This is a genomic window from Streptomyces sp. AC1-42W, assembly GCF_003248355.1.
Lineage (GTDB): Bacteria > Actinomycetota > Actinomycetes > Streptomycetales > Streptomycetaceae > Streptomyces.
On record NZ_QKWY01000002.1, the window covers coordinates 993,744 to 1,013,684 of the forward strand.

The window sequence follows — 19,941 nt, forward strand, 5'->3', positions numbered from 1 at the left end:
AGGGGGACGCGGTCACTTCAGGGTCAGTCCGCCGCCGCCGAGCCAGGTGTCGAGCGGCTCCCGCGCCGAGATCTCGGACGGCGGGTGGAAGGCGAGGCCCCGGCTCGCGGCCAGGGCGTCCACCCCCTGCGAGCCCGTCACGAACGGCATGCCGCCGGCGAGTTCCAGGGCCCGGTCGGTCGCCTCCGCGATGGCCCGCTGGGCGGTGTGGCGCACGAGCAGGGACCGGCCGAGCAGATCGTCGTCGCACCGGCCCTCGTCCACCTCCCGGGCCAGCGCCTCCAGGGCGGCGCACACCGTCTCCAGCGGGGCCAGCGCGGCCACCCGGTCGCCCGGGGTGCCGCGCTGCGCGGTGTGGAGCCGCTCCACCTGGCCGGTGGCGATGCCGAGGTAGGACGCGGTGATGAGCAGCTGGAACCAGAGCAGGTTGGAGGTGAAGCGGCCGGGCGAGAGCGCCGGGTCACCGATCGGGATGATCATGGAGTCCGGTACGAAGACCTCGTCGAGGAGCACCGCGTCGGTCTGGGTGGCGCGCAGCACCCGGTTGCGCCAGAACGGCTCACGCCGGATTCCGGGCGCGTCCGCCGGGATCACCAGCATCAGGAGCGGGCTCTCCGGGGCGCTGTCGTCCGGCGCGGTCGCCGTCAGCGTGAGCAGGCCCATGGAACGGGTCAGGGAGCACGGGCGTTTGGTGCCCGACACCGTCAGCCCTCCGTCGGCGGCGGCGACCCGGATGCCGGGCGTGAACAGGCTCCGGCCCACCTGGCCCTCCGCGCCGCAGGAGGCGACGAGATGCCGCTGCTCCGCGACCTCCCGGAGCACGGCGTCCGCGTCCGCGCCGAGCGCGGCGGCCAGCCAGGCGACCTTGTAGTGGTGCATGGTCGTCGCGACGGCCAGCGCCGGGGCGCGGGTCCCGACCGCCCGCTGGAGGCGTACGCCGTCGCGGCAGCCGAGCCCGGCGCCCCCCAGCTCCCGGGGGACGAACAGGTTGCCGCCGCCGGCCCGGCGGAACGCCTCGATCACGTCGCCCTCCGGGTCCTCGGCGCCGTCGATGCCCAGTTCGGCGAGCCATCCGTCGAAGCCGGGAAGGTGGGCTTCGAGCAGGGCGCGCTCGGCGGACAGTGTTCTCATTCCCGTGCTCCTCTCGGGCGGTCGGTGGTGGGGGCGGCGGCGCACAGGGCGCCGATCCGCCGGGCCAGCCGGGCGGCGGCCGCGGCGCGCACCACCGAGAAGTGGTCCTCGTCGACGGTGAGTACGGGGCCGGGGTCCGCCACGACCTCGTCGAGCGGCAGCAGTCCGGGGAAGGCGTGGCGCGAGGTCCGTCCGGCGCGGATCGACAGCCGGGGCGGCGGCCCGTCCGGTGCGGGCGGTTCCGCTGCCGGGCCGGGGTGCCAGGCGACCGGCGTGTGGCGCTCCAGGATCTCCGCGTTGTTGCGGTAGACGGCGAACAGCCGGGACAGCTCCGCCGGTTCGAGGGCCCTCCCGATGAGTCCCTGGGCGAACAGGGCGTCGTGGGCGGCGAGCAGCCGCTCCTCGTCGGACGCGTCCGGGCCCGCGTCCGGGAGCCGTGCGGCGAGGTCGCCCCGGCCGAGCAGATCGCCGAAGAATCCGGCGAGCCGGACGCCGGCGGCGGGCGCGCAGCCGTCCGGGCGCCCGACGAAGGAGTCGATCGTGGTCAGGGAGGCCACCGGCCGCCCCTCCCGCTCCAGGAGCACCGCCGTGTGCAGGGCCACGGTCCCGCCGAGCGACCAGCCCACCAGATGCAGCGGCCCGTCCGGCAGGCGCTCGGCGAGCGTGTGCGCGTAGTGCTTCGCCATGGCGTCGAGGCTGCTCGCGGGCTCCTCCGCGCCGTGCAGCCCGGCCGCCCGCAGGCCGTGCAGCGAGATCCGCGGGGCGAGTTCCGGGTCGGCCGTCATGGCGGAGACGGCCTCCTCGTAGCAGAGGACGTCGCCGCCGACCGGGTGGACGAACACCACGTGCTGCCCGCCGTCGCCGCCGAGGCCGACCAGCGGTCCGGTGTCGTCGCCCGTCGCTGTGCCGTCCCCGGCGGTGAGCAGGGCGGCCTGGGCGCGTACGGTTCTGCTCCGGAAGAGCGAGGCCAGCGGGAGCCGGCGCCCGAAGGCCGTCTCGATGGAGCGGAACAGCCGTACGGCGGTCAGCGAACTGCCGCCCAGCGTGAAGAAGTCGTCGGTGACGCCGCTCGCGGCCGGGCCCAGGAGGTCCTGCCACAGGGCGAGCAGCCGGGCCTCCACCGGCGATCCGGGGCGCTGCGCGCCGCCGCCCGCAGCGTCCGGCGCCCCGGCTGCCGGGGCCGCGCGCACCGTGTCGGCGAGCAGGGCCAGGAGCGCCTTGCGGTCCACCTTGCCGTTGCCGCTCAGCGGGAGTCCGGGCACCTCGACGACGGTGGCGGGCACCATGTACGGGGGCAGGGCGTCGCCGAGTTCCCGCAGCAGCCCCGGTGCGTCGGGCGCGATCCGGGCCCTCTGCGGGGCGGCGGCCGGCTCGTCGCGGGTGATGAACGCCGCCAGGTACGGCTGGCTGTGCGAGGTGTCGACCAGCGCGACGGAGGACCCCACCCCCGCGAGGCCGGACAACTGGGCCTCGATCTCGCCCAGTTCGACGCGGTAGCCGTTGATCTTGACCTGGTGGTCGGCCCGTCCGAGGAATTCCAGGATGCCGCCCGGCCGGTACCGGGCGCGGTCGCCCGTCCGGTAGAGCCGCTCACCGGTCACGGGGTGCCGCGGGAACGAGGCGGCGGTCCGTTCGGGCTCGCCGAGGTAGCCGGTGGCCAGGCCGGCGCCGCCGATGTAGAGGTCGCCGGGCACCCAGTCCGGGACGTCGGCCATGTTCCGGTCCAGGACGTGCATGGTCTGGTTGGCCAGCGGGGTCCCGTACGGCACGCTCTGCCATCCGGCGGGGACGCCGGTCACGGGGTACCAGTTCGACCAGATCGACGCCTCGGTGGCGCCGCCCATCGCGATGACCTGGGCGCCGGGGCAGTACGCGGCCAGCCGGTCCAGCAGCGGCAGCGGAACCCAGTCGCCGCTGAGCATGACCAGCCGCAGGGAGGCGAGGAGTTCGCGGGCCTGCTCGCCGAGGTACTCCAGGGTCAGGGCGAGCAGGGCGGGCACCGAGTTCCACACGGTCACGCCGTGGCGCCGTACGCACTCGCCCCAGGACTGCGGGTCCGGCACGGCGCTCTGCGGCGGGCACACCACGCTGCCGCCGCAGCCGAGCACGGCGAACTGGTCGAAGACCGACAGGTCGAAGGCGAGCGAGGAGACCGCGAGCACCTTGTCGTCGGGCGTCAGGGAGAACCGTTCGGCGAGGTCGCACAGGGTGTTGACGGCGGCCCGGTGCGGGATGACGACCCCCTTGGGGGTGCCGGTCGACCCGGAGGTGTAGATGACGTACGCGCTCCGGTCCAGGCTGCCGCCAGCCGGCGGCTCGGCGGCGCCGGGGAGCGGGGGCGCGGGTTCGCCGGGGGCGTCCGGACCGGGGGAGCGGCCGATGACGACCTGGTGCACCCCCTCGGGCAGCTCGCCCGGTGTCCCGAGTTCCGCCCCGGTGACCAGTGCGCGGGCGCCGCTGTGCCGCAGCACTGTGCGGACCCGCGCGTCGGGCCAGTGCGGGTCGATCGGTACGTACGCGCCTCCGGCGCGCAGCACCGCGAGGACGGCCACCGACTGCGCCCGGCCCCGGGGCACCCGTACGCCGACCAGCTCGGGCCGGTCCGGGTTCCGGCCGATGCCCAGCTCCCGCAGCCGGTCCGCGAGCGCGGCCGAGGCCGCGTCGAGTCCGGCCCGGCTCAGCGTGCCCTCGCCGTCGTGCACGGCGGGGGCTTCCGGCAGGGTGCGGCAGGAGCGCAGGGCGAAGGAGTGCAGCTCGCCGGTGGGCAGCGGCGTCGCCGTGTCGTTGGCCCGTACCCGGCCGGCCAGCTGGGCGGCCGGCAGCGGGACCGGGCCGGTGGCCGCCCACTCCGCGCCGTCGTCGGCCAGGGCCCGCAGCCGCCTGCGGTGGTAGGCCGCCAACTCCTCGATCAGGCCGGGCGGGTAGGCGCTCTCGGCGTGGTCGAGGTTGCAGACCAGCTCCCCGTCCTCCTCGTACACCTGGTGGTCGAGGAGGATCTGCGGCGTGCTGATGGAGCTGTGCACCAGTTCGGCGCCGGGCAGGGGCAGCAGGAAGCCGCCGGGGGCGCCGTCGACCAGGTCGAGCCCGCTGGTGAAGACCACGGGGGCCGGGCTGCCGGTCTCCGCCCGGCGCTTCTGGAGGGAGCGGCTGACCTCGACGCCGGAGACCTCCAGCGCGGACAGGTCGGCGTACAGGCCGCCCTGCAGTCGGCGGCACCGGTCGGCGAAGGAGAGCCCGGCCTCGTCCGGCCCGTAGCCGACGAGCACCGTGGTGCTGGCGTTGCCCCAGACGCGCGGCAGCTCCGGATGGCTTCCGGGGCGGTGCGCGGCCAGAACGGTGACGGCGCCGGCGGCCCCGTCGGACCACCGGTGCAGGGCTTCGGTGAACAGCGCGAACAGGGCGCTGCCCACCGGGAGCCCGGCGGCCGCGGCGTGGGCCCGGAAGCGGGCCCAGGACGGGGCGTCGAGGCGGGTGGACAGCCGGCGCAGCGGTGCGCCCGGACAGGGGTCGGCGGTCGGATCGGCGGCGGGGTCGGCGGCGGGCCGGGCCGGCAGGGCGGGGGCCGGCGGGAGCATGTCCGCCCTGCGCTCCCAGTAGCGCAGCGCGGAGTGGTGCGCACCGGAGGCGCGGCGCTCCTCCAGGCCCCGTACGTAGTCGCGGAAGGTGAGGCCCAGCGTGTCGGGGAGGTAGTCGGGCTCGACGCAGCACCGGGCCAGCTCGGTGAAGAACAACTGGGTGGTGACGCCGTCGAAGGCGATCAGCCGCAGGGCGATCTGGATGCGGGCGGTGCCGTCCGGCAGCAGCACGTGGCGGAGCAGGAAGGGGCGACCCTCGGCGTACGGGGGCAGATCGCCGGCCAGCCGTTCGCGCAACGCCAGGAGCTCCGCCCGCGCCGCCTCGCCGGACAGGCCGGTCAGGTCGTGGCGGTCGACCAGGCCCGGTTCCTCACCGCCGGCCGGGACCGGCAGGATGCGCTGGGTGCCGTTCTCGAACACCGCGAGGCGCAGCGCCCCGTGGGCCCGGCGCAGCAGGGTCAGGGCCGCGTGCAGCGTGTCGGCGTCCGGGAACGTCCCGGCGGCGAAGGCGTACTCGTGGACGAACACGGCGGGCGCCGGGTGGTCGTAGAAGTCCTGCTCGCCGATGAGATAGGCCTGTTGCAGATCGGTCAGGGGGAAGGCGGCGCCGGCCGAACCGGGGTCGGCGGCGAAGTGCCAGGAGTCCTCGGCGCGGGAGTCCGGGGCGCCGGGGCCCCGCGGCGCGCCGTCCGGTTCGCCCAGCAGCCCGATCAGGGCGTCGCGGCAGGCGCGCACCGATCGGCGCAGCTCCTCGGTGAGCGCGCCGGGCGGAGCGGAATAGCGGAGCGCTCCGTCCTCCAGGCGCAGGACGATTCCGGCGGCGTGCAACTCGTCGCGGACAGCCGCTGCCGCGGAGCGGGGTGAGCCCGGCATATTTCTTCTCCATAAACCGTCGGGGAACGATTGAATGCTGCTGCTCCGAAGAGGGGCTGTACAGGTTCGGAGCGTGTCCGTATGCGGTCACGTCCGCTGCCGGAATATCGATCGATTTCCACGTCCCCGCCGTGCCGGGCGGCCCGTGCTAGCATCCCGCCATGTCGATCGTCGAATTCAATGGAATGCGGGTGCGGCGCCCCGAACCCGACGACCATCCACGGGTGTTGAAGGTGCTCGACCGATGGTGGGGAGAGTTCGAGGGGAGTACCGGAAGTGTGCAGCGGGCGCTGCTCCTGCCGCGTCTTTACTTTCAGCATTTCACCACGGGGAGTTTCCTTGTGGAGCGGGACGGAGAATTGACCGGATTCCTTGTCGGCTTCCTGTCCCAGACGCGACCGGACGAGAGTTACATTCATTTTGTCGGCGTCGCTCCCGAGGAGCAGGGCCGCGGGCTCGGCACATTCCTCTACGAGCGGTTCTTCGCCTACGGCAGGGCTCACGGGCGCAGCGTGGTGCGTGCGATCACCTCGTCCGCGAACACGGGGTCGTTCGCCTTTCACACCCGGATGGGATTCACCGCGGAAGCGGGCCCGAAGGAGGTCGAGGGGCGGCCCGTCCAGCCGGACTACGACGGACCCGGTCTCGACCGGGTCTCCTTCGTCCGCCCCCTCTGAGGTCAGCCGCGCGCATCGGGGCGGACCATGCCGAGGATCGCGGTGTCGTACCGGACGCCCTTCACGTCCTCGTAGGCGCGCAGCACCCCCTCCGGGACGAAACCGGCCGCTTCCATGGCGCGGCGGCCGCGGGTGTTGCCGCTGAGGCACAGGGCCGCGATCCGCACCAGGCCCAGCTCGCCGAAGCCCCACGCGGTCATCAGGGCCATCGCCCGGCGGCCGATGCCCCGGCCGCGCGCGTCGGCCGCCAGCCAGATGCCGAGTTCGCCCCGCCGCTGCGGCAGGTCCAGGTCGTGCAGCCCGACCCAGCCGAGCACCCGGGTGCCGTCCGCGCGGTCGGTCACGATCAGGTCCACGGTGCCGGCCGCCTGCTGGGCGGCCATCCAGTCGCGGGCGTGCTCGGTCGTGAAGGGGGAGGGGAACGGCGTCCAGCGGGCCACCTCCGGATCGTCACCGGCGCGGGCCACGGCCGGCGCGTCCGCCGCCCGCAGGGGCCGCAGCCACACGACGCCGTCGGTCAGCCCGGCGGCCGGGGTGGGGAGGCGGTCCGGTGCCGGGGCACGGTCGGGAGCCATCTGCAGTTCCTGCCTTCGACGGGGCGAGCCACGGTCCGGGGGACGACAGCGCCCATCAAAGGGAGCGGCCGGGCCGGTGTCCATACCCGGCCCACTGGCCGGGAGAGGCCAGTGCCGTGACCGGACAGCGGGAGCGGTGACCGATGTCCGCTCACAGGTCCGCGGGGCCGCCGGGGGACGTCTCGACGAGTTCCAGCATGGCGGCCCTGACCCCTGCCTCGAACCGGCTCCGGGCGCCGATCTTCTCCAGGATCACGGTGGTCATCCGGCGCAGCGTACGGGTGGAGATGCCCAGGGCGCGGGCCACCGACTCGTCGGTGTACCCGGCCGCCAGCATCCGCAGCACGGCCCTCTCCCGGTCCGACAGATCCACCTCCTGGACGGCGCTCTCCCCCCTCGGCACGGCCCGGCCGTGCAGCCAGCAGTGCTCGAAGACCTGGCGCAGCAGCCAGCAGATCTCCTGCCCCCGGATCTCCAGCGCGGACAGCTGTGAGCCGGTGGCGGGCGCGGAGACGTAGGCGAGCACCCCGTCGACGAGGATCAGCCGGAAGGGCAGCGCCGGGGTCAGCCGGACATGGCACCCGAGATCCTCCAGCGCCTCCAGATGCGCCCGCGCGCTCGGCACCTTGTTCATGGCCTCCAGATGGAGCGAGCGCATGACGACGCCCCGTTCCAGCGCCGCGCGGTTGCGGTCCATGCTGTCCTCCAGGACCGTACGCGGCAGCGGCGAGCCCGGATGCATGCTGAGGATCTCCTGCTGCGCCGTCACCGAGACCCCGTTCAGGGCGGTGGCTATGGGTTCCTGACCCGTGAGCAGCTTGACCTGGGTGTCGGTGTCGGCCTGGGCCTGGAGCCGCATCATCTTGGAGCCGAGCGCGGTGAGCGTGGTGCGCCTCTCGTGCACGGAGGCCATCCAGCTCCTGGCGTCGTCCTCCTCCATCGCGAGCAGCCTGGCGACGGCGACCGCCGGCTCGACCGTCGTGGGGCGCGCCGCCTTGTCGCGGGTCGTCCGCAGCAGCCCGGCCTCCAGCAGCAGGTGCTGGGCCAGTTCCAGGTCGATCCGGGAGAACCCGAGACCGCGCCGGGCGCTCTCCGGCGTCCAGTCGGGGTGGTCGAGCATGAAGCGGAACAGCTCCTGCGCCTTCCCCTGCGCCGTGCCCTGTGCGTCCATGCGCCCGTGTCTCCCCGCGGTCGGCTTCGCTGTGCCCCCTCGAATGCTAAATCGCGGCCCGCCTCCCCGGTATGGGGTGTCCGGATGGGGCCAAGTCACGGGGTGGCCAGCGCGAACCCCTGTGACCCGGCCCCCGCCCGTGGCAGCTTGAGCCGGGCCCGGCCGACCCCCGATCCGCCGAGGTCCGCAGCGCGGCGGACCCGCCGGCCGGCCTGCCGCGGTGCCGGGTTCCCCCGGGCCACCCGTCGGTGACCGGGCGTCAGAAGAGGAGTATCCCGTGCCAGAAGTCCAGAGCTTCGCCATGCCGATGACCGATTCGGCGGACCTCGTGGTGGACGGCGGCCGGACCACGCGCCCCGGTACGGCGCACCGGGTGACCGTGCCCGGCGACAAGTCGGTGAGCCACCGGGCCCTGCTCGCGGCCCTGCTGCCCGGCGCGCCCGCGACCCTCACGGTGCGGGGCGCCAACACGGGCGGTGCGGTGCGCGCGCTGCTCCCCGCGATGCGCGCCCTCGGCCTCGGCGTCGGCACCGAGGGCGACGCGCTCGTGGTCCGGCGGCCCGCGGCGCCCCGGCCGCAGCCCGTACGGCCCCACCCGGACATCGACGCCTGGCCGCAGGACGTTCCGTATCTCCAGACGGAGGGGTCGAGCGCCGCCGCCCGCCTGCTGATCGGCGTACTGGCGGGCACCGGCACGCACGCCGTCGTCGACGGCGACGAGGTGCTGCGGCACCGGCCCATGGACTGGCTGGTGGACCCGCTGGCCGAACTCGGCGCGGACCTCACCTACCTCGGCGAGCCCGGCCGGCTGCCGGTACGGATCGCGGGCCCGGTGAGCCGCCCCGGCACGGTCGACCTGCGTGTCGGCAGCGCCCAGGCCCGCTCCGCCGTGGTGCTCGCCGCGGTGGCGGCCGGACTGCCGGTGACGGTCCGGCACCCGGTCAGGTCGCGGGACCACACCGAGCGGATGCTCGCCGCGTTCGGCGAGGGCCTGACCTCGACCGAACACGAAGTCGTCTGCGCGGGCCGGGGATACACCGTGCCCGCCGTCATCGACATCCCCGCCGACCCGTCGCTCGCCGCCTACCCCGTCGCCGCCCATCTGCTCTGGGGCGACGGCGGCACGCTCCGGGTGCCGCGGGTCTGCCTCAACCCGACCCGGCTCGGCTTCTTCGACGTGCTGCGCGCCGCCGGGGCCGACCTCTCCTACGAGGACCGGGGCACCACCGCCGGCGGGGAGCCGGTCGGCACCGTCGTCGCGCGCGGCGGACTGGCCGCGGTGACCTCCGTACGGGTCGACAGCCCGGCCCTGCTGCACGCACTGATCGACGAGGTCCCCCTGCTGGCCGCGGTCGCCGCCACCCTCCCCGGCGACTCGTGGATCGGCTGCGCCGGGGAACTGCGCTTCAAGGAGACCGACCGGCTCGCCACCACGGCCCGGATGGCCGAGGCGTTCGGGGCCACCGTCGACCTGGCCGGCGACGGACTCACCGTCCGGGGCGGCTCGGCGCTCGGCGCCGGTCCCGTACCCGGCTTCGAGGACCACCGGATCGCCATGGCGGCCGCGACCCTCGCCACGGGCCTGCCCGGCCGCACCACCGTCTCCGGCGGCGCCTGCCACCGCACGTCGTTTCCCGACTTCGCCGATGTGCAGCGTGCCGTCGGCGCCAGGATCTGCGAGGACAGCAACCGATGACGGAAGTGAAGGCCCCCGCCCCCGAGGCTCGCTCCACCGGCACCGTGCTCGGACCCGAGTTCGCCACCGGCAGCGGCCCCTGGCTCTACACCGAGGACGGCACCGCCTGGTTCGACGGCACGTCGGGCAGCGGCGCGGCGACCCTCGGCCACCAGCACCCCGCGGTCACCGGGGCCGCCGCCCGGCAGCTCGGCCGGCTCACCCACACCGGCTGCAAACTCGGCTCCGACGCCCGCGCCCGGATGGTCCGCGCCCTCGGCCGGATCAGCCCGTACGAGGACCCGGCCGTCCTGCCCACCACGACCGGCGCCGAGGCGGTCGAGTCCGCGCTGAAGATCGCCCGCGCGGTCACCGGGCACCGCGCCGTCGTCGCCTTCCGGCACGGCTACCACGGCAAGACCGCGGGGGCGCTCGCGCTGACCTGGCGGGACGCGTTCAAGACGTACAGCGGCCTGCCGTCCGGCTCCGTGGTGCGCGCGGAACTGCCCGACCCGCGCCGGCCCGGCCCGGACGACGCCCGCGACTTCGCGGCGGCCCTGTCCGCCGCGCTCGACGAGGCCGACCTGCTGGGCGGGACGGCCGCGGTCGTCCTGGAACCGGTCCAGGTCACCGAGGGCGTGCTCGTGGTGGCGCCGGCCCTGCTCGACGAGATCGCCCGGCAGGCGCACCGCCGGGGCGCGCTGCTCGTCCTGGACGAGATCTACACGGGCCTGGGCCGCGCCGGCCGGATGTTCGCCGCCGAGACGATGACCGAGCGGCCCGACCTGACCCTGCTCGGCAAGACCCTGGGCAACGGCTTCCCGGTCGCCGCCGTCGTGGGCGAGCGGCACGTCGTCGACGCCCTGCCCGCCGGGGTGCAGACCTCCACCTTCTCGGGCCACCCGGTCTCCTGCGCCGCGGCGGCCGCCGTGCTCGACACCGCGGCCGAGGTCGACCTGCCGGGCCGGGCCCGTGCCCTCGGCGCCCGGCTGCGGACCGACCTGGACGCGCTGGCCGGCCGCCACCCGTGGATGGACGCCGTCCGCACCGCGGGCGCGCTCGCCGCCTTCGACTGCGTACGCGACGGCCGGCCGGACCCGGCGCGGGCCCGCGCGGTGCTGAGGGCGGCCCTGGACGGGCGGCTGCTGCTGTTCGGCGGCGGCCCGGAGGACGCCACCGTCAAGATCGTCCCGCCCGCGCTGCTCGACGAAGACGCGTACCGACACCTCATGAACGGCCTGGCAGCCGCGGTCACCGCGGCCGACTCCTGTAGCGAGGAATCCCTGTGACGTTCCAGCAATTGCAGAAGGACGTACTCGACCTCGACCTCTGTACCGTGTGCGGGGCCTGCCAACTCGCCTGCCCGGCCGCGGTCATCGGCTTCGACGGGCTCGCCCCGGTGCTCACCGCCGCGTCCTGGACCGACACCGACTGCGGCGACTGCGCCGACTGCCTCGACGTCTGCCCCGGCGCCGACCCCGCCACCCCCGCCGCCGAGGAGCGGCTGTTCGGCCGCACCCGCACCCCCGGGGAGCGCTGGACCGGCATCTTCTCCGAGGTGGTCGCGGGACACTCCCTCGACCCCGACGTGTTCGAGGCGTCCGCCAGCGGCGGCACCCTCACCGCGCTCCTGCAGACCGCGATGGTCGCACTTGACGTGGACGTCACCCTCTCCATGGGCCGGGACCCGGACGAGCCGTGGCGCGCCGCCCCCGCACTGATATGGGACCCCGCCCGGCTGACCGAGACCGCCCAGTCCACCTACCAGCTGGCGCCCTACCTGGGCGCGCTGCGCCGGGTGATGGACGAGGAGCCGGACGCCAGGGTCGCGCTCACCGGTGTGGCCTGCCACATCCAGGCCCTGCGCAAGCTCCAGGCGATGGACACCGCGGCGGGCCGCTGGGCCCGCGACCACGTCGTGCTGGCCATCGAGCCCGCCTGCTCCTCCAGCACCCGCCCCGAGGGCACCGCCGCCGTCATCCGCGACCGGGCCGAAGTGCCCCTGGACTCGGTGGTACGGCTGCGCTACCGGGAGGGCGAGTACCCGGGCGACATCAGGATCGGTACGGACGACGGGGCCGAGCACCGGGTCGCCTTCTGGCAGGCCGTCAGGGACTTCGCCGGCAACAAGACGTACCGCTGTCTGTCCTGCGGCGACTGGATGTCGGGCCTGGCCGACGTCAGCGTCAGCGACGGCGACCCCAACATCTTCGCCGCCAGCGTGGGCGGCGGTGAACAGCCCAAGCACGGGCGGGCGTTCATCCGCACCGAGGCCGGCGCCCGGGCCGTCGCCGAGGGACTGGCCCGGGGGCTGCTCACCCACAGCCCTGTCGACCTCACCGGCCTCAACCTCGGACTGGAGCGCAAGCGCAACCGGCGCGCCTCGTACGAGAGATCGGGCAGGCCCACCCCGATGGGCCCCATCCCCGGCTTCCGCGAGGACCTGGAGATCGTCCCCGACGAGCGCTGGATCGCCGCCCCGGCCGCCCCCGCCGCCTCAGCCGCCCCCGCCGCCTCAGCCGCCCCCGCCGTCACCGAGGAGCGGCGATGACCGCCCCGCCCGCCGCCCGCGCGCTGCGCACCCGGCGCCTGGTCGCCGGCGGCGCCCCGCTCCCCGTGCTGGAGGAGGCCGACTGCCCCGCGCCCGGCCCCGGTGAGCTGCGCGTCCGCGCCTCCTGGAGCCTGGTCAGCCCCGGCACCGAACTGCACTACCTGGACCGCTCCGCGCGCACCGGCGAACGCTTCCCGCTCGGCTACTGCTCCGCCGGGGTCGTGGAGGCCGCCGGCCCCGACGCGCCCGGCTTCGCCCCCGGCGACCGGGTCATCGCGATGGGCTGGGGCGAGGCCGTGCACGCCGGGGTGATCACCGCCGGGTACCGGCTCTGCCGGAAGGTCCCGGACGGGCTCGACCTCGCGGACGCCGTCGTGGCCAACCTGGCCGCCACCGCCGTCCACGCCGTCGACCGCGCCGGACTCGCCCCCGGCGACGAGGTCGCCGTGGTCGGGGCGGGCATCGTCGGCCAGCTCGTCGCCCAGACCGCCGCCGCCCTCGGCAACCGGGTCACCCTCCTCGACCTGCGCCCGGACCGGCTGCGGGAGGCCGCCGCGCTCGGTGTCGAGGTCGCCGAGGCCGCCCCGTTCCTGGCCACCACCCGCACCTCCGCCGAGGGCGGCCGCTGTGTGCTGCTGTGCGGCACCGGCGACGCCGACGAGACCGTCGCCGCGGCGGTCCGCTGGGCCGGCCGGGCCCCCGGACGGCCCCGGCTGGTCGGCGTCGGCCGGTTCACGGCCCGCGTCGAGTTCAGCGTCGAGCTGGGCAACCTCGACATCCGGTACGCGGCCCGCTGCGGCGCCGGATACCGCGACGCCTCGTACGCGCGCGGCCTTGCCGACGTCACCGCGCCGGACGGCGAGGGCACCGTCACCGAGAACCTCCAGCGCGCCCTGGACCTGATCGTCGACGGCGGCATCCGGCCGGCGGCCATGAACCTGCCGCGCTTCCCGCTGGAACGGGCCGGCGAGGCGTACGCCCAGCTGCGCGCGAGGCCCGCCCACCCCGCGGTCCTCTTCTCCCACCGCACCGGCGACCGACCAGAGGAGCACCGCGCACCGTGACCACCGCAACGCCGTCCGGCGCGCCGGACACCGGCCACCGCCCGTTCCCCGCGGCCGAGCGGGCCGGCACCCTGGTCCACCGCTTCCTGGAGACCGCCGCCGCGCACCCCGGCCGGGAGGCGGTGGTGACCCCCGGCACCCGGTGGACGTACCGGGAGACCGAGCGGCTGTCCGCCCGCGTGGCCGCCGGGCTCGCCGGGGCGGGCCTGCGCCCCGGCCAACGGGTCGCCCTGCTCTTCTCGCACGGCGCCGAGATGATCGCCGCCCTCCTCGGAGTGCTGCGGGCCGGCCTGTCGTACGTGCCGCTGGACGCCGCCTACCCCGAACCGCGGCTCGCGTACATGGCCCGCGACTCCGGGGCCGCCGCCCTCGTCACCCTCCGCGCGAGCCTGCCGGCGGCGACGGCGCTCGCCGGGGGCCGGCCCGTGCTCGCGTACGAGGACCTGGCGCGCCACGACGCGGCCGGCCCCGAGGTCCGCGCGACGCCGGACGGCGAGGCGTACGTCCTCTACACCTCGGGCTCCACCGGCCGCCCCAAGCCCGTCACCCAGGTGCACCGCAACGTGCTGCACCACACCCGGGTCTGGACGGACGGCCTGCGGATCGGGCCCGGTGACCGGCTGACCCTCCAGTCCGCCTACAGCTGGGACTCCGCCGTCCAGGACACCTTCGCCGCCCTGCTCAACGGCGCAGCCCTCTACCCCGTCGACCTCAAGTCGCTCGGCGTGGCCGGACTGCTGGAGTGGATGGCGCGCGAACACCTCACCGTCTACCACTCGACGCTGCCCGTCTTCCGGGCCCTCGTACGGGCGATGGAGTCGCGCGGCACCGCCCTCCCCGCCATGCGCATGCTCGCGCTCGGCGGCGACACCCTCCACCTCGCCGACCTCGACGCCTGCCGGCGCGCCTTCGGACCGCACTGCCTGGTCGCCGGCGCCTACGGCTCCACCGAGTGCTCCTGCGCGCTGCTGCGCGTCGCGGACGCCGGCTACCGCCCGCCCACCGGCGTCTTCCCGCTCGGCCTGCCCGTCACGGGCACCACCGTCCACCTCCGGGACACCGAGGGCCGGACCGTGGAGGGGCCCGGCGAGGGCGAGATCGTCGTCGTCAGCCCCTACCTCGCGCCCGGCGCCGCCGCCCCCGACCTGTCGTATCGCACCGGCGACCTCGCCCGGCGGCTGGACGACGGCACCCTGCTGCTCATCGGACGCGTCGACTTCCAGGTCAAGATCTCCGGCATCCGGGTCGAGACCGGCGAGGTGGAGAGCGTCCTCAAGGACCTGCCGCAGATCCGGGAGGCCGTCGTCATGCCGTACACCGACCGGCTCGGCGAACGCCAGCTGGCGGCCCACCTGGTGGCCGCGCCCGGCACCCGGCCCCGCCCCGCCGCACTGCGGTCAGCCCTGCGCGGCATCCTCCCGGACCACGCCGTCCCCACCGCGTACGTCCTGCTCGACGAACTGCCGCTCACCGCCAACCACAAGATCGACCGCAGGGCGCTGCCCGACCCGCTGACCGCCGCGCAGCCGGCCGCGGGGCCCGGCCCGCACCCCGGCGGCTCCCTCGAACGCGCCATCGCCGACGCCTGGTACGAGGCGATCGGCATCGCGGACGCCGGCCCCGACGACAACTTCTTCGACCTCGGGGGCACCTCGCTGCGCATGGCGGCCGTCCACGAACGGCTGACCAGGACCGTCGCCCCCGGACTGCGGATGACCGACCTGTACCGGGCCCCGACCGTACGGAGCCTGGCCCGGCTGATCCGGCGGGCCGCCGGCCCCGCGGGGCCGGGCGGCGAGGACGCCGCCGCCGGCACGGCACGCGGCGCCCGCCGCCGCACGGTCCGCCGCCCGCGCCGCCCCGAGACCACCGCCCCCCACTCCCTGACACTCCCGCCCCCCGGCGGGGACCGAACCCTGGCCCCTGGAGGGACCCGTGACTGACCGCGCGTACGACGACTCAGCCCTCGATGGCCGGATTGCCGTCGTGGGCCTGGACTGCCGACTGCCGGGCGCCCGTGACCACACGGAGTTCTGGCGGGACCTGCTGGCCGGCACCGAGCGGATCGCCGACGTGGACGAGGACACGCTGAGCGCCGCCGGAGTCCCCCCGGAGTCGGCCGCCGACCCCCGCTACGTGCGCCGCGCCTCGACCGTCGAGGACGCCGACCTGTTCGACGCGTCGTTCTTCTACCTCAGCGCCCGCGAGGCCGAGCGGATGGACCCGCAGCTGCGGATGTTCCTGCAGTGCTCCTGGGCCGCGCTCGAACACAGCGGCCACGACTCGGAGCAGTACCCCGGCCGCATCGGGGTCTTCGCCGGCGCGCTCAACAGCACCTACCTCCTCAACAACGTGCTCACGGGGGAGAAGGGCTTCAACGGGTCGATCCGGCGGATGCGCCAGGACCTGCCCACCCTGATGGGCAACGACCCCAACTACCTCGCCACCCGCGTCTCCTACCACCTCAACCTCACCGGCCCCAGCATCTCGGTGCAGACGGCCTGCTCGACCTCCCTGGTCGCGGTGCACACCGCCGTCCAGAGCCTGCTGTCCCAGGAGTGCGACGTCGCGCTGGCGGGCGGCGTCGCCCTGCGCTTCCCGCAGGAGGCGGGATACCTCCACGAGGCCGACGGCATCGCCTCCGCCTCCGGCACGGTCCGGCCCTTCGACGCCGGGGCCGACGGCACCGTCTTCGGCAACGGGGCCGGTGTGGTGGTCCTCAAGCGGCTGTCCGACGCGCTCGCGGACGGCGACACGATCTGGGCGGTGGTCCGGGGCTCCGCCGTGGGCAACGACGGCGCCGACCGGGCCGGTTACGCGGCGCCCGGCGTCTCCGGGCAGGCCGCCGTCCTCGCCGAGGCGCTGGCCGTGGCCGGCGTGGACCCCGCCGACGTCAGCTACCTGGAGGCGCACGGCACCGGCACCCGGATGGGCGACCCGATCGAACTGGCCGCCGCGGCCCAGGCGTACGACGCCGAGGGCGCCCCGCCGCTCACCATCGGCTCGGTCAAGGCCAACCTGGGCCACCTCAGCGTGGCCGCGGGCGTCACCGCGTTCATCAAGTGCGTCCTGATGCTCCACCACCGCACCCTCGTACCGACCCCCCACTTCACCGCCTGGAACCCGGAGTGCGCCGTCGAGGGCACCCGCTTCCGCGTCGGCACCGCCGCCGAACCCTGGGAGGGCGACGGCCCCCTGCGCTGCGCCGTCACCTCCACCGGCATGGGCGGCACCACCGCCCACGTCGTCCTGGAGGAGGCCCCGCCCACCGGCACCCGGCCCCGCGCCGGCGCCGCGCCCGTGGTGGTGCTGCCGGTCTCGGCGAAATCACCGGCCGCGCTGCAAGCCGCCCGTACCGCCCTCGCCGACCACCTGGAGGCCACCGCCCCCGCCGAGCCGGGCGAGTGGGGCGACACCGGGCTCGACGACACGGCGTACACCCTCGCCACCGCCCGCCGCACCTTCAACTACCGGACCGTCGTCACCGCCCCGGACCGCGCCACCGCCGTACAGGCCCTGCGCAGCGGCGACCCGCGCCACAGCCACCAGGACTCCGGGCAGCCCGCCAACCGCCCCGTCGTCCTGCTGTTCCCCGGCCAGGGCACCCAGCACCCCGCCATGGGCCAGGGCTGGTACGAGCACCTGCCGGTCTTCCGCGCCGCCCTGGACGAGTGCGCCGAACTGCTCCTGCCCCACCTGGGGCTCGACCTGCGGGACGTGCTCTACCCGGCGCTGCGCGGGACCGGCGGCGCGTCCGGCGCCCCCAGCCTGGACCGCACCCTGCTCACCCAGCCCGCCCTGTTCGCCGTCGAGTACGCGCTCGCCCGGCAGTGGCAGGAGTGGGGCGTGCGCCCCGCCGCCCTCGTCGGCCACAGCGTCGGCGAGTACGTCGCCGCCACCCTGGCCGGGGTCTTCCGGCTGCCGGACGCCCTGCGGGTGATCGCCGAACGCGGCCGTCTGGTGGACGCGCTGCCCGGCGGCGTGATGGCCGCCGTCATGCTGCCGCCCGGCGAACTGGCCGCCTACCTCGGCGACGACGTCGCGCTGGCCGCGGTCAACGAGCCCGCCGTCTGCACCGTCGCCGGGACCAGGGAGGCGGTCCGCGAGCTGACCGCCCGGCTCACCGCCGACGGCGTCGCCCACCGCAAGGTCGTCACTTCCCACGCCTTCCACTCGCCGATGATGGACCCCGCCGTCGAACCGCTCACCGAACTGCTGCGCGGCATCGAACTGAACCGCCCCCGCATTCCGTTCCTGTCCAACCGGACCGGAACCTGGATACGGGACGAGGAGGCCACCGACCCCGCCTACTGGGGCGCCCACCTCCGCGACACCGTCCGGTTCGCCGACTGCCTCGCCACCCTGCTCGCCGACGACGACCACGTCTTCCTCGAAGCCGGCCCCGGCCAGACCCTGGCCACCTTCACCCGCCGCCACCCGGACCGCGAGACCGGCATACCGGTCATCACCTCCGCCGCGCGCGGCCGCGACGCCGGCGCCGACCTCACCGCGGTGCACGCCGCGCTCGGCCGGCTCTGGGCGGCGGGCCTGCCGGTGGACTGGGCGGGCCTCCACGCGGGCCGGGGCAGCGGCCGGGTACCGCTGCCCACCTACCCCTTCGAGGGCACCCGCTACTGGATCGAACCCGGCTCCGACACGCTGACCGCCGCGACCGGCCGGAGCGCCGCCGCCCCGGCCGGGAAGCTGCCGCTGGACGACTGGCTCTCGGCGCCCGTGTGGCGCCCGGCCGTCGGCACCCCGGACACCGGGGCCCGGCCGCTCACCGACCCCGTCCTCCTCTTCGCCGACCCGGACGGCACCGCCGAGCGCCTGAGCGCCCACGCCTTCGCCGGCGAGGTGCTCACGGTGCGCGCGGGCGACGCGTACGGCCGCGACGGCGACACCTGGACGGTGCGGCCCGACTCCGAGGAGGACCACGGCCGCCTCGTCGCCGACCTGCTCGCCGAGGACCGGCTGCCCGGCCACCTGGTGCACGCCTGGTCCACCGGCGCACTCCCGCCCGAGCCCGGCGTCGAGCGCTTCGAGCAGGCCCAGCGGGCCGGCCTCTACAGCCTGATCGCCCTCGTCAAGGCGCTGAGCGAGTACGGCGTGACCCGCCCCGTCCAGCTCGACCTGGTGAGCGCCGGAGCGTACGCGGTCAGCACCGCCGAGCCCGAACCGGCCGCCGAACTGGTCACCCTGGCCGTGGCCGCCCGGGTCATCGGCCAGGAGCACGGCAACATCGGCGCCCGCCACTTCGACCTGCCCGCCCGGCCCGACGAGCGGTCGCTGCGCACCCTCGCCGCCGAACTGGGCTCCTTCCGGCGCCCGGAGGTGGCCGTCACCCTGCGCGGCGCCACCCGCTGGGTCACCGAGATGGCCCGCGTCCGCGCGGACTGGAGCGCCCCGGCCGCGTCCCGGCTGAAGGACGGCGGCGTCTACCTGATCACCGGCGGGCTCGGTGAGATCGGCTCCACCATCGCGGCCTGGCTGCACCGCGAGTGCGGCGCCCGGCTCGCCCTGCTGACGCGCGAGGCGCTGCCCGCGCGGGCGGCCTGGGACGCCTGGCTGGAGGAGCATCCGCACGACGACGAGACGGCGCTGCGGATCAAGCGGCTGCGCGCCCTGGAGGCCGCCGGGGCCGCCCCCTTCCTCGTCAACGCCGACGTCGCGGACGCGGACGGGCTGCGTACCGCCGTCGAGAAGGTGAAGGCCCAGTTCGGCGGGCTCGACGGGGTGGTCCACGCGGCGGGCCTGCCGAGCGAGCAGTGGGACCGCGCCATCACCGCGGCCAGCGTCGAGCAGTGCCAGTGGCACTTCGTGTCCAAGGCGCACGGCCAGATCGCCCTGGAGAAGGTCCTCGCCGACCACCCCGTCGACTTCTGCCTCATGCTCTCCTCCCTCGCCGGGGTGCTCGGCGGTCTGCGGCTGCTCGGCTACGGCGCCGCCAACCACTTCATGGACGCGGCGGCCGAACGCGCCAACCGGGGCCTGGACCGCACCGTGTGGATCAGCGCCGCCTGGGACGTGTGGCAGCACCACCAGGACGAGAAGCGGGCCCTGTCGGCCATCGGACGCAGCATGGACGACAAGGCCATCCAGCCGGACGAGGGTCTGGAGACCATCCGCCGGCTCCTGACGCTGCGCGACGTCTCCCATGTCGCCGTCTCCACCTGGGACATCGACCACCGGCTCGACCAGTGGGTGCGCGACGAACGCATCGCCACACCGGTGGCCGGCGTCCCCGCGGGCGAGGCCGGCCCGGACGCCGCGGCCGGTGACCTCACCGACCAGGTGGCCCGGCTGGTGCGCGACGCGCTGGGCGCCGAGGAGATGCCGCTCGACGGCGACATCTTCGAGTTCGGCGGCGACTCGCTGCTGATCGTCCGGCTGCTCTCGAACGTGCGCGAGCAGTTCTCCGTCGAGGTGTCGCTGGCCGACGTGCTCGGCGACCCCACCCCGCGGGCGCTGGCCGGCCTGGTCGACGACCGGCTCCGGGCCACCGCCGCCACCGACGACGACGTCGCGCTGCTGGCCCGCGAGCTGGACGGGCTCGACCCGGCCGAACTCGAACGGCTGCTCGCGGCGGCCGAGAACGACCCGGCCGCGAACCCCCAGGCCGGGACCTCTCAGGAACAGGAGCGCTGAC

At 75.4% G+C, this 19,941-nt stretch carries 11 protein-coding genes; 7 read left to right on the forward strand and 4 right to left on the reverse strand.

Annotated elements, in window-relative coordinates; translation table 11 throughout:
* Positions 1-12 precede the first annotated feature (12 nt).
* Both DNK56_RS22485 and DNK56_RS22490 read right to left on the reverse strand, forming a co-directional pair.
* Positions 13-1,131, reverse strand: a complete 1,119-nt coding sequence (locus DNK56_RS22485) for an acyl-CoA dehydrogenase family protein (protein ID WP_111337505.1) — start codon at positions 1,129-1,131, stop codon at positions 13-15.
* Positions 1,128-5,579 carry a non-ribosomal peptide synthetase gene (locus DNK56_RS22490; protein ID WP_111337507.1) on the reverse strand — a complete coding sequence of 1,484 codons (4,452 nt, stop codon included), beginning with the start codon at positions 5,577-5,579 and terminating at the stop codon, positions 1,128-1,130. The genes DNK56_RS22485 and DNK56_RS22490 overlap by 4 nt, the downstream gene beginning before the upstream one ends.
* Positions 5,580-5,740: 161 nt before the next feature.
* On the opposite strand from DNK56_RS22490, the gene DNK56_RS22495 reads away from it, so the two are divergent.
* Positions 5,741-6,256, forward strand: a complete 516-nt coding sequence (locus tag DNK56_RS22495) for a GNAT family N-acetyltransferase (RefSeq protein ID WP_199563656.1) — start codon at positions 5,741-5,743, stop codon at positions 6,254-6,256.
* 2 nt (positions 6,257-6,258) lie between these two features.
* On the opposite strand, the gene DNK56_RS22500 is transcribed toward DNK56_RS22495, so the two are convergent.
* Positions 6,259-6,831, reverse strand: a complete 573-nt coding sequence (locus DNK56_RS22500; RefSeq protein ID WP_158558483.1) for a GNAT family N-acetyltransferase — start codon at positions 6,829-6,831, stop codon at positions 6,259-6,261.
* A 151-nt stretch (positions 6,832-6,982) separates the two neighbouring features.
* Complete coding sequence (locus tag DNK56_RS22505; RefSeq protein WP_158558482.1) at positions 6,983-8,002, reverse strand: helix-turn-helix transcriptional regulator; 1,020 nt, start codon at positions 8,000-8,002, stop codon at positions 6,983-6,985.
* Between the two features lie 277 nt (positions 8,003-8,279).
* Here DNK56_RS22505 and DNK56_RS22510 point away from each other — a divergent pair, with 277 nt between their 5' ends.
* Genes DNK56_RS22510 through DNK56_RS22540 form a run of 6 tightly spaced genes read left to right on the forward strand, consistent with a single transcriptional unit; the run spans position 8,280 to position 19,940 of the window.
* Positions 8,280-9,698 carry a 3-phosphoshikimate 1-carboxyvinyltransferase gene (locus DNK56_RS22510; RefSeq protein WP_241990058.1) on the forward strand — a complete coding sequence of 473 codons (1,419 nt, stop codon included), beginning with the start codon at positions 8,280-8,282 and terminating at the stop codon, positions 9,696-9,698.
* Positions 9,695-10,966 carry an aminotransferase class III-fold pyridoxal phosphate-dependent enzyme gene (locus DNK56_RS22515; RefSeq protein WP_111337515.1) on the forward strand — a complete coding sequence of 424 codons (1,272 nt, stop codon included), beginning with the start codon at positions 9,695-9,697 and terminating at the stop codon, positions 10,964-10,966. Before DNK56_RS22510 ends, DNK56_RS22515 begins: the two co-directional genes overlap by 4 nt.
* Positions 10,963-12,228 (forward strand): Coenzyme F420 hydrogenase/dehydrogenase, beta subunit C-terminal domain, encoded by a 1,266-nt coding sequence (locus DNK56_RS22520; RefSeq protein WP_111337517.1) that lies wholly within the window; start codon positions 10,963-10,965, stop codon positions 12,226-12,228. The genes DNK56_RS22515 and DNK56_RS22520 overlap by 4 nt, the downstream gene beginning before the upstream one ends.
* Positions 12,225-13,292 carry a zinc-dependent alcohol dehydrogenase gene (locus tag DNK56_RS22525; protein WP_111337519.1) on the forward strand — a complete coding sequence of 356 codons (1,068 nt, stop codon included), beginning with the start codon at positions 12,225-12,227 and terminating at the stop codon, positions 13,290-13,292. The genes DNK56_RS22520 and DNK56_RS22525 overlap by 4 nt, the downstream gene beginning before the upstream one ends.
* Complete coding sequence (locus DNK56_RS34790; protein WP_146610437.1) at positions 13,289-15,235, forward strand: non-ribosomal peptide synthetase; 1,947 nt, start codon at positions 13,289-13,291, stop codon at positions 15,233-15,235. Before DNK56_RS22525 ends, DNK56_RS34790 begins: the two co-directional genes overlap by 4 nt.
* On the forward strand, positions 15,228-19,940 hold the full coding sequence (locus DNK56_RS22540; RefSeq protein ID WP_111337522.1) for a type I polyketide synthase: 4,713 nt from the start codon (positions 15,228-15,230) through the stop codon (positions 19,938-19,940). Before DNK56_RS34790 ends, DNK56_RS22540 begins: the two co-directional genes overlap by 8 nt.
* The last annotated feature ends 1 nt before the right edge of the window (position 19,941 follow it).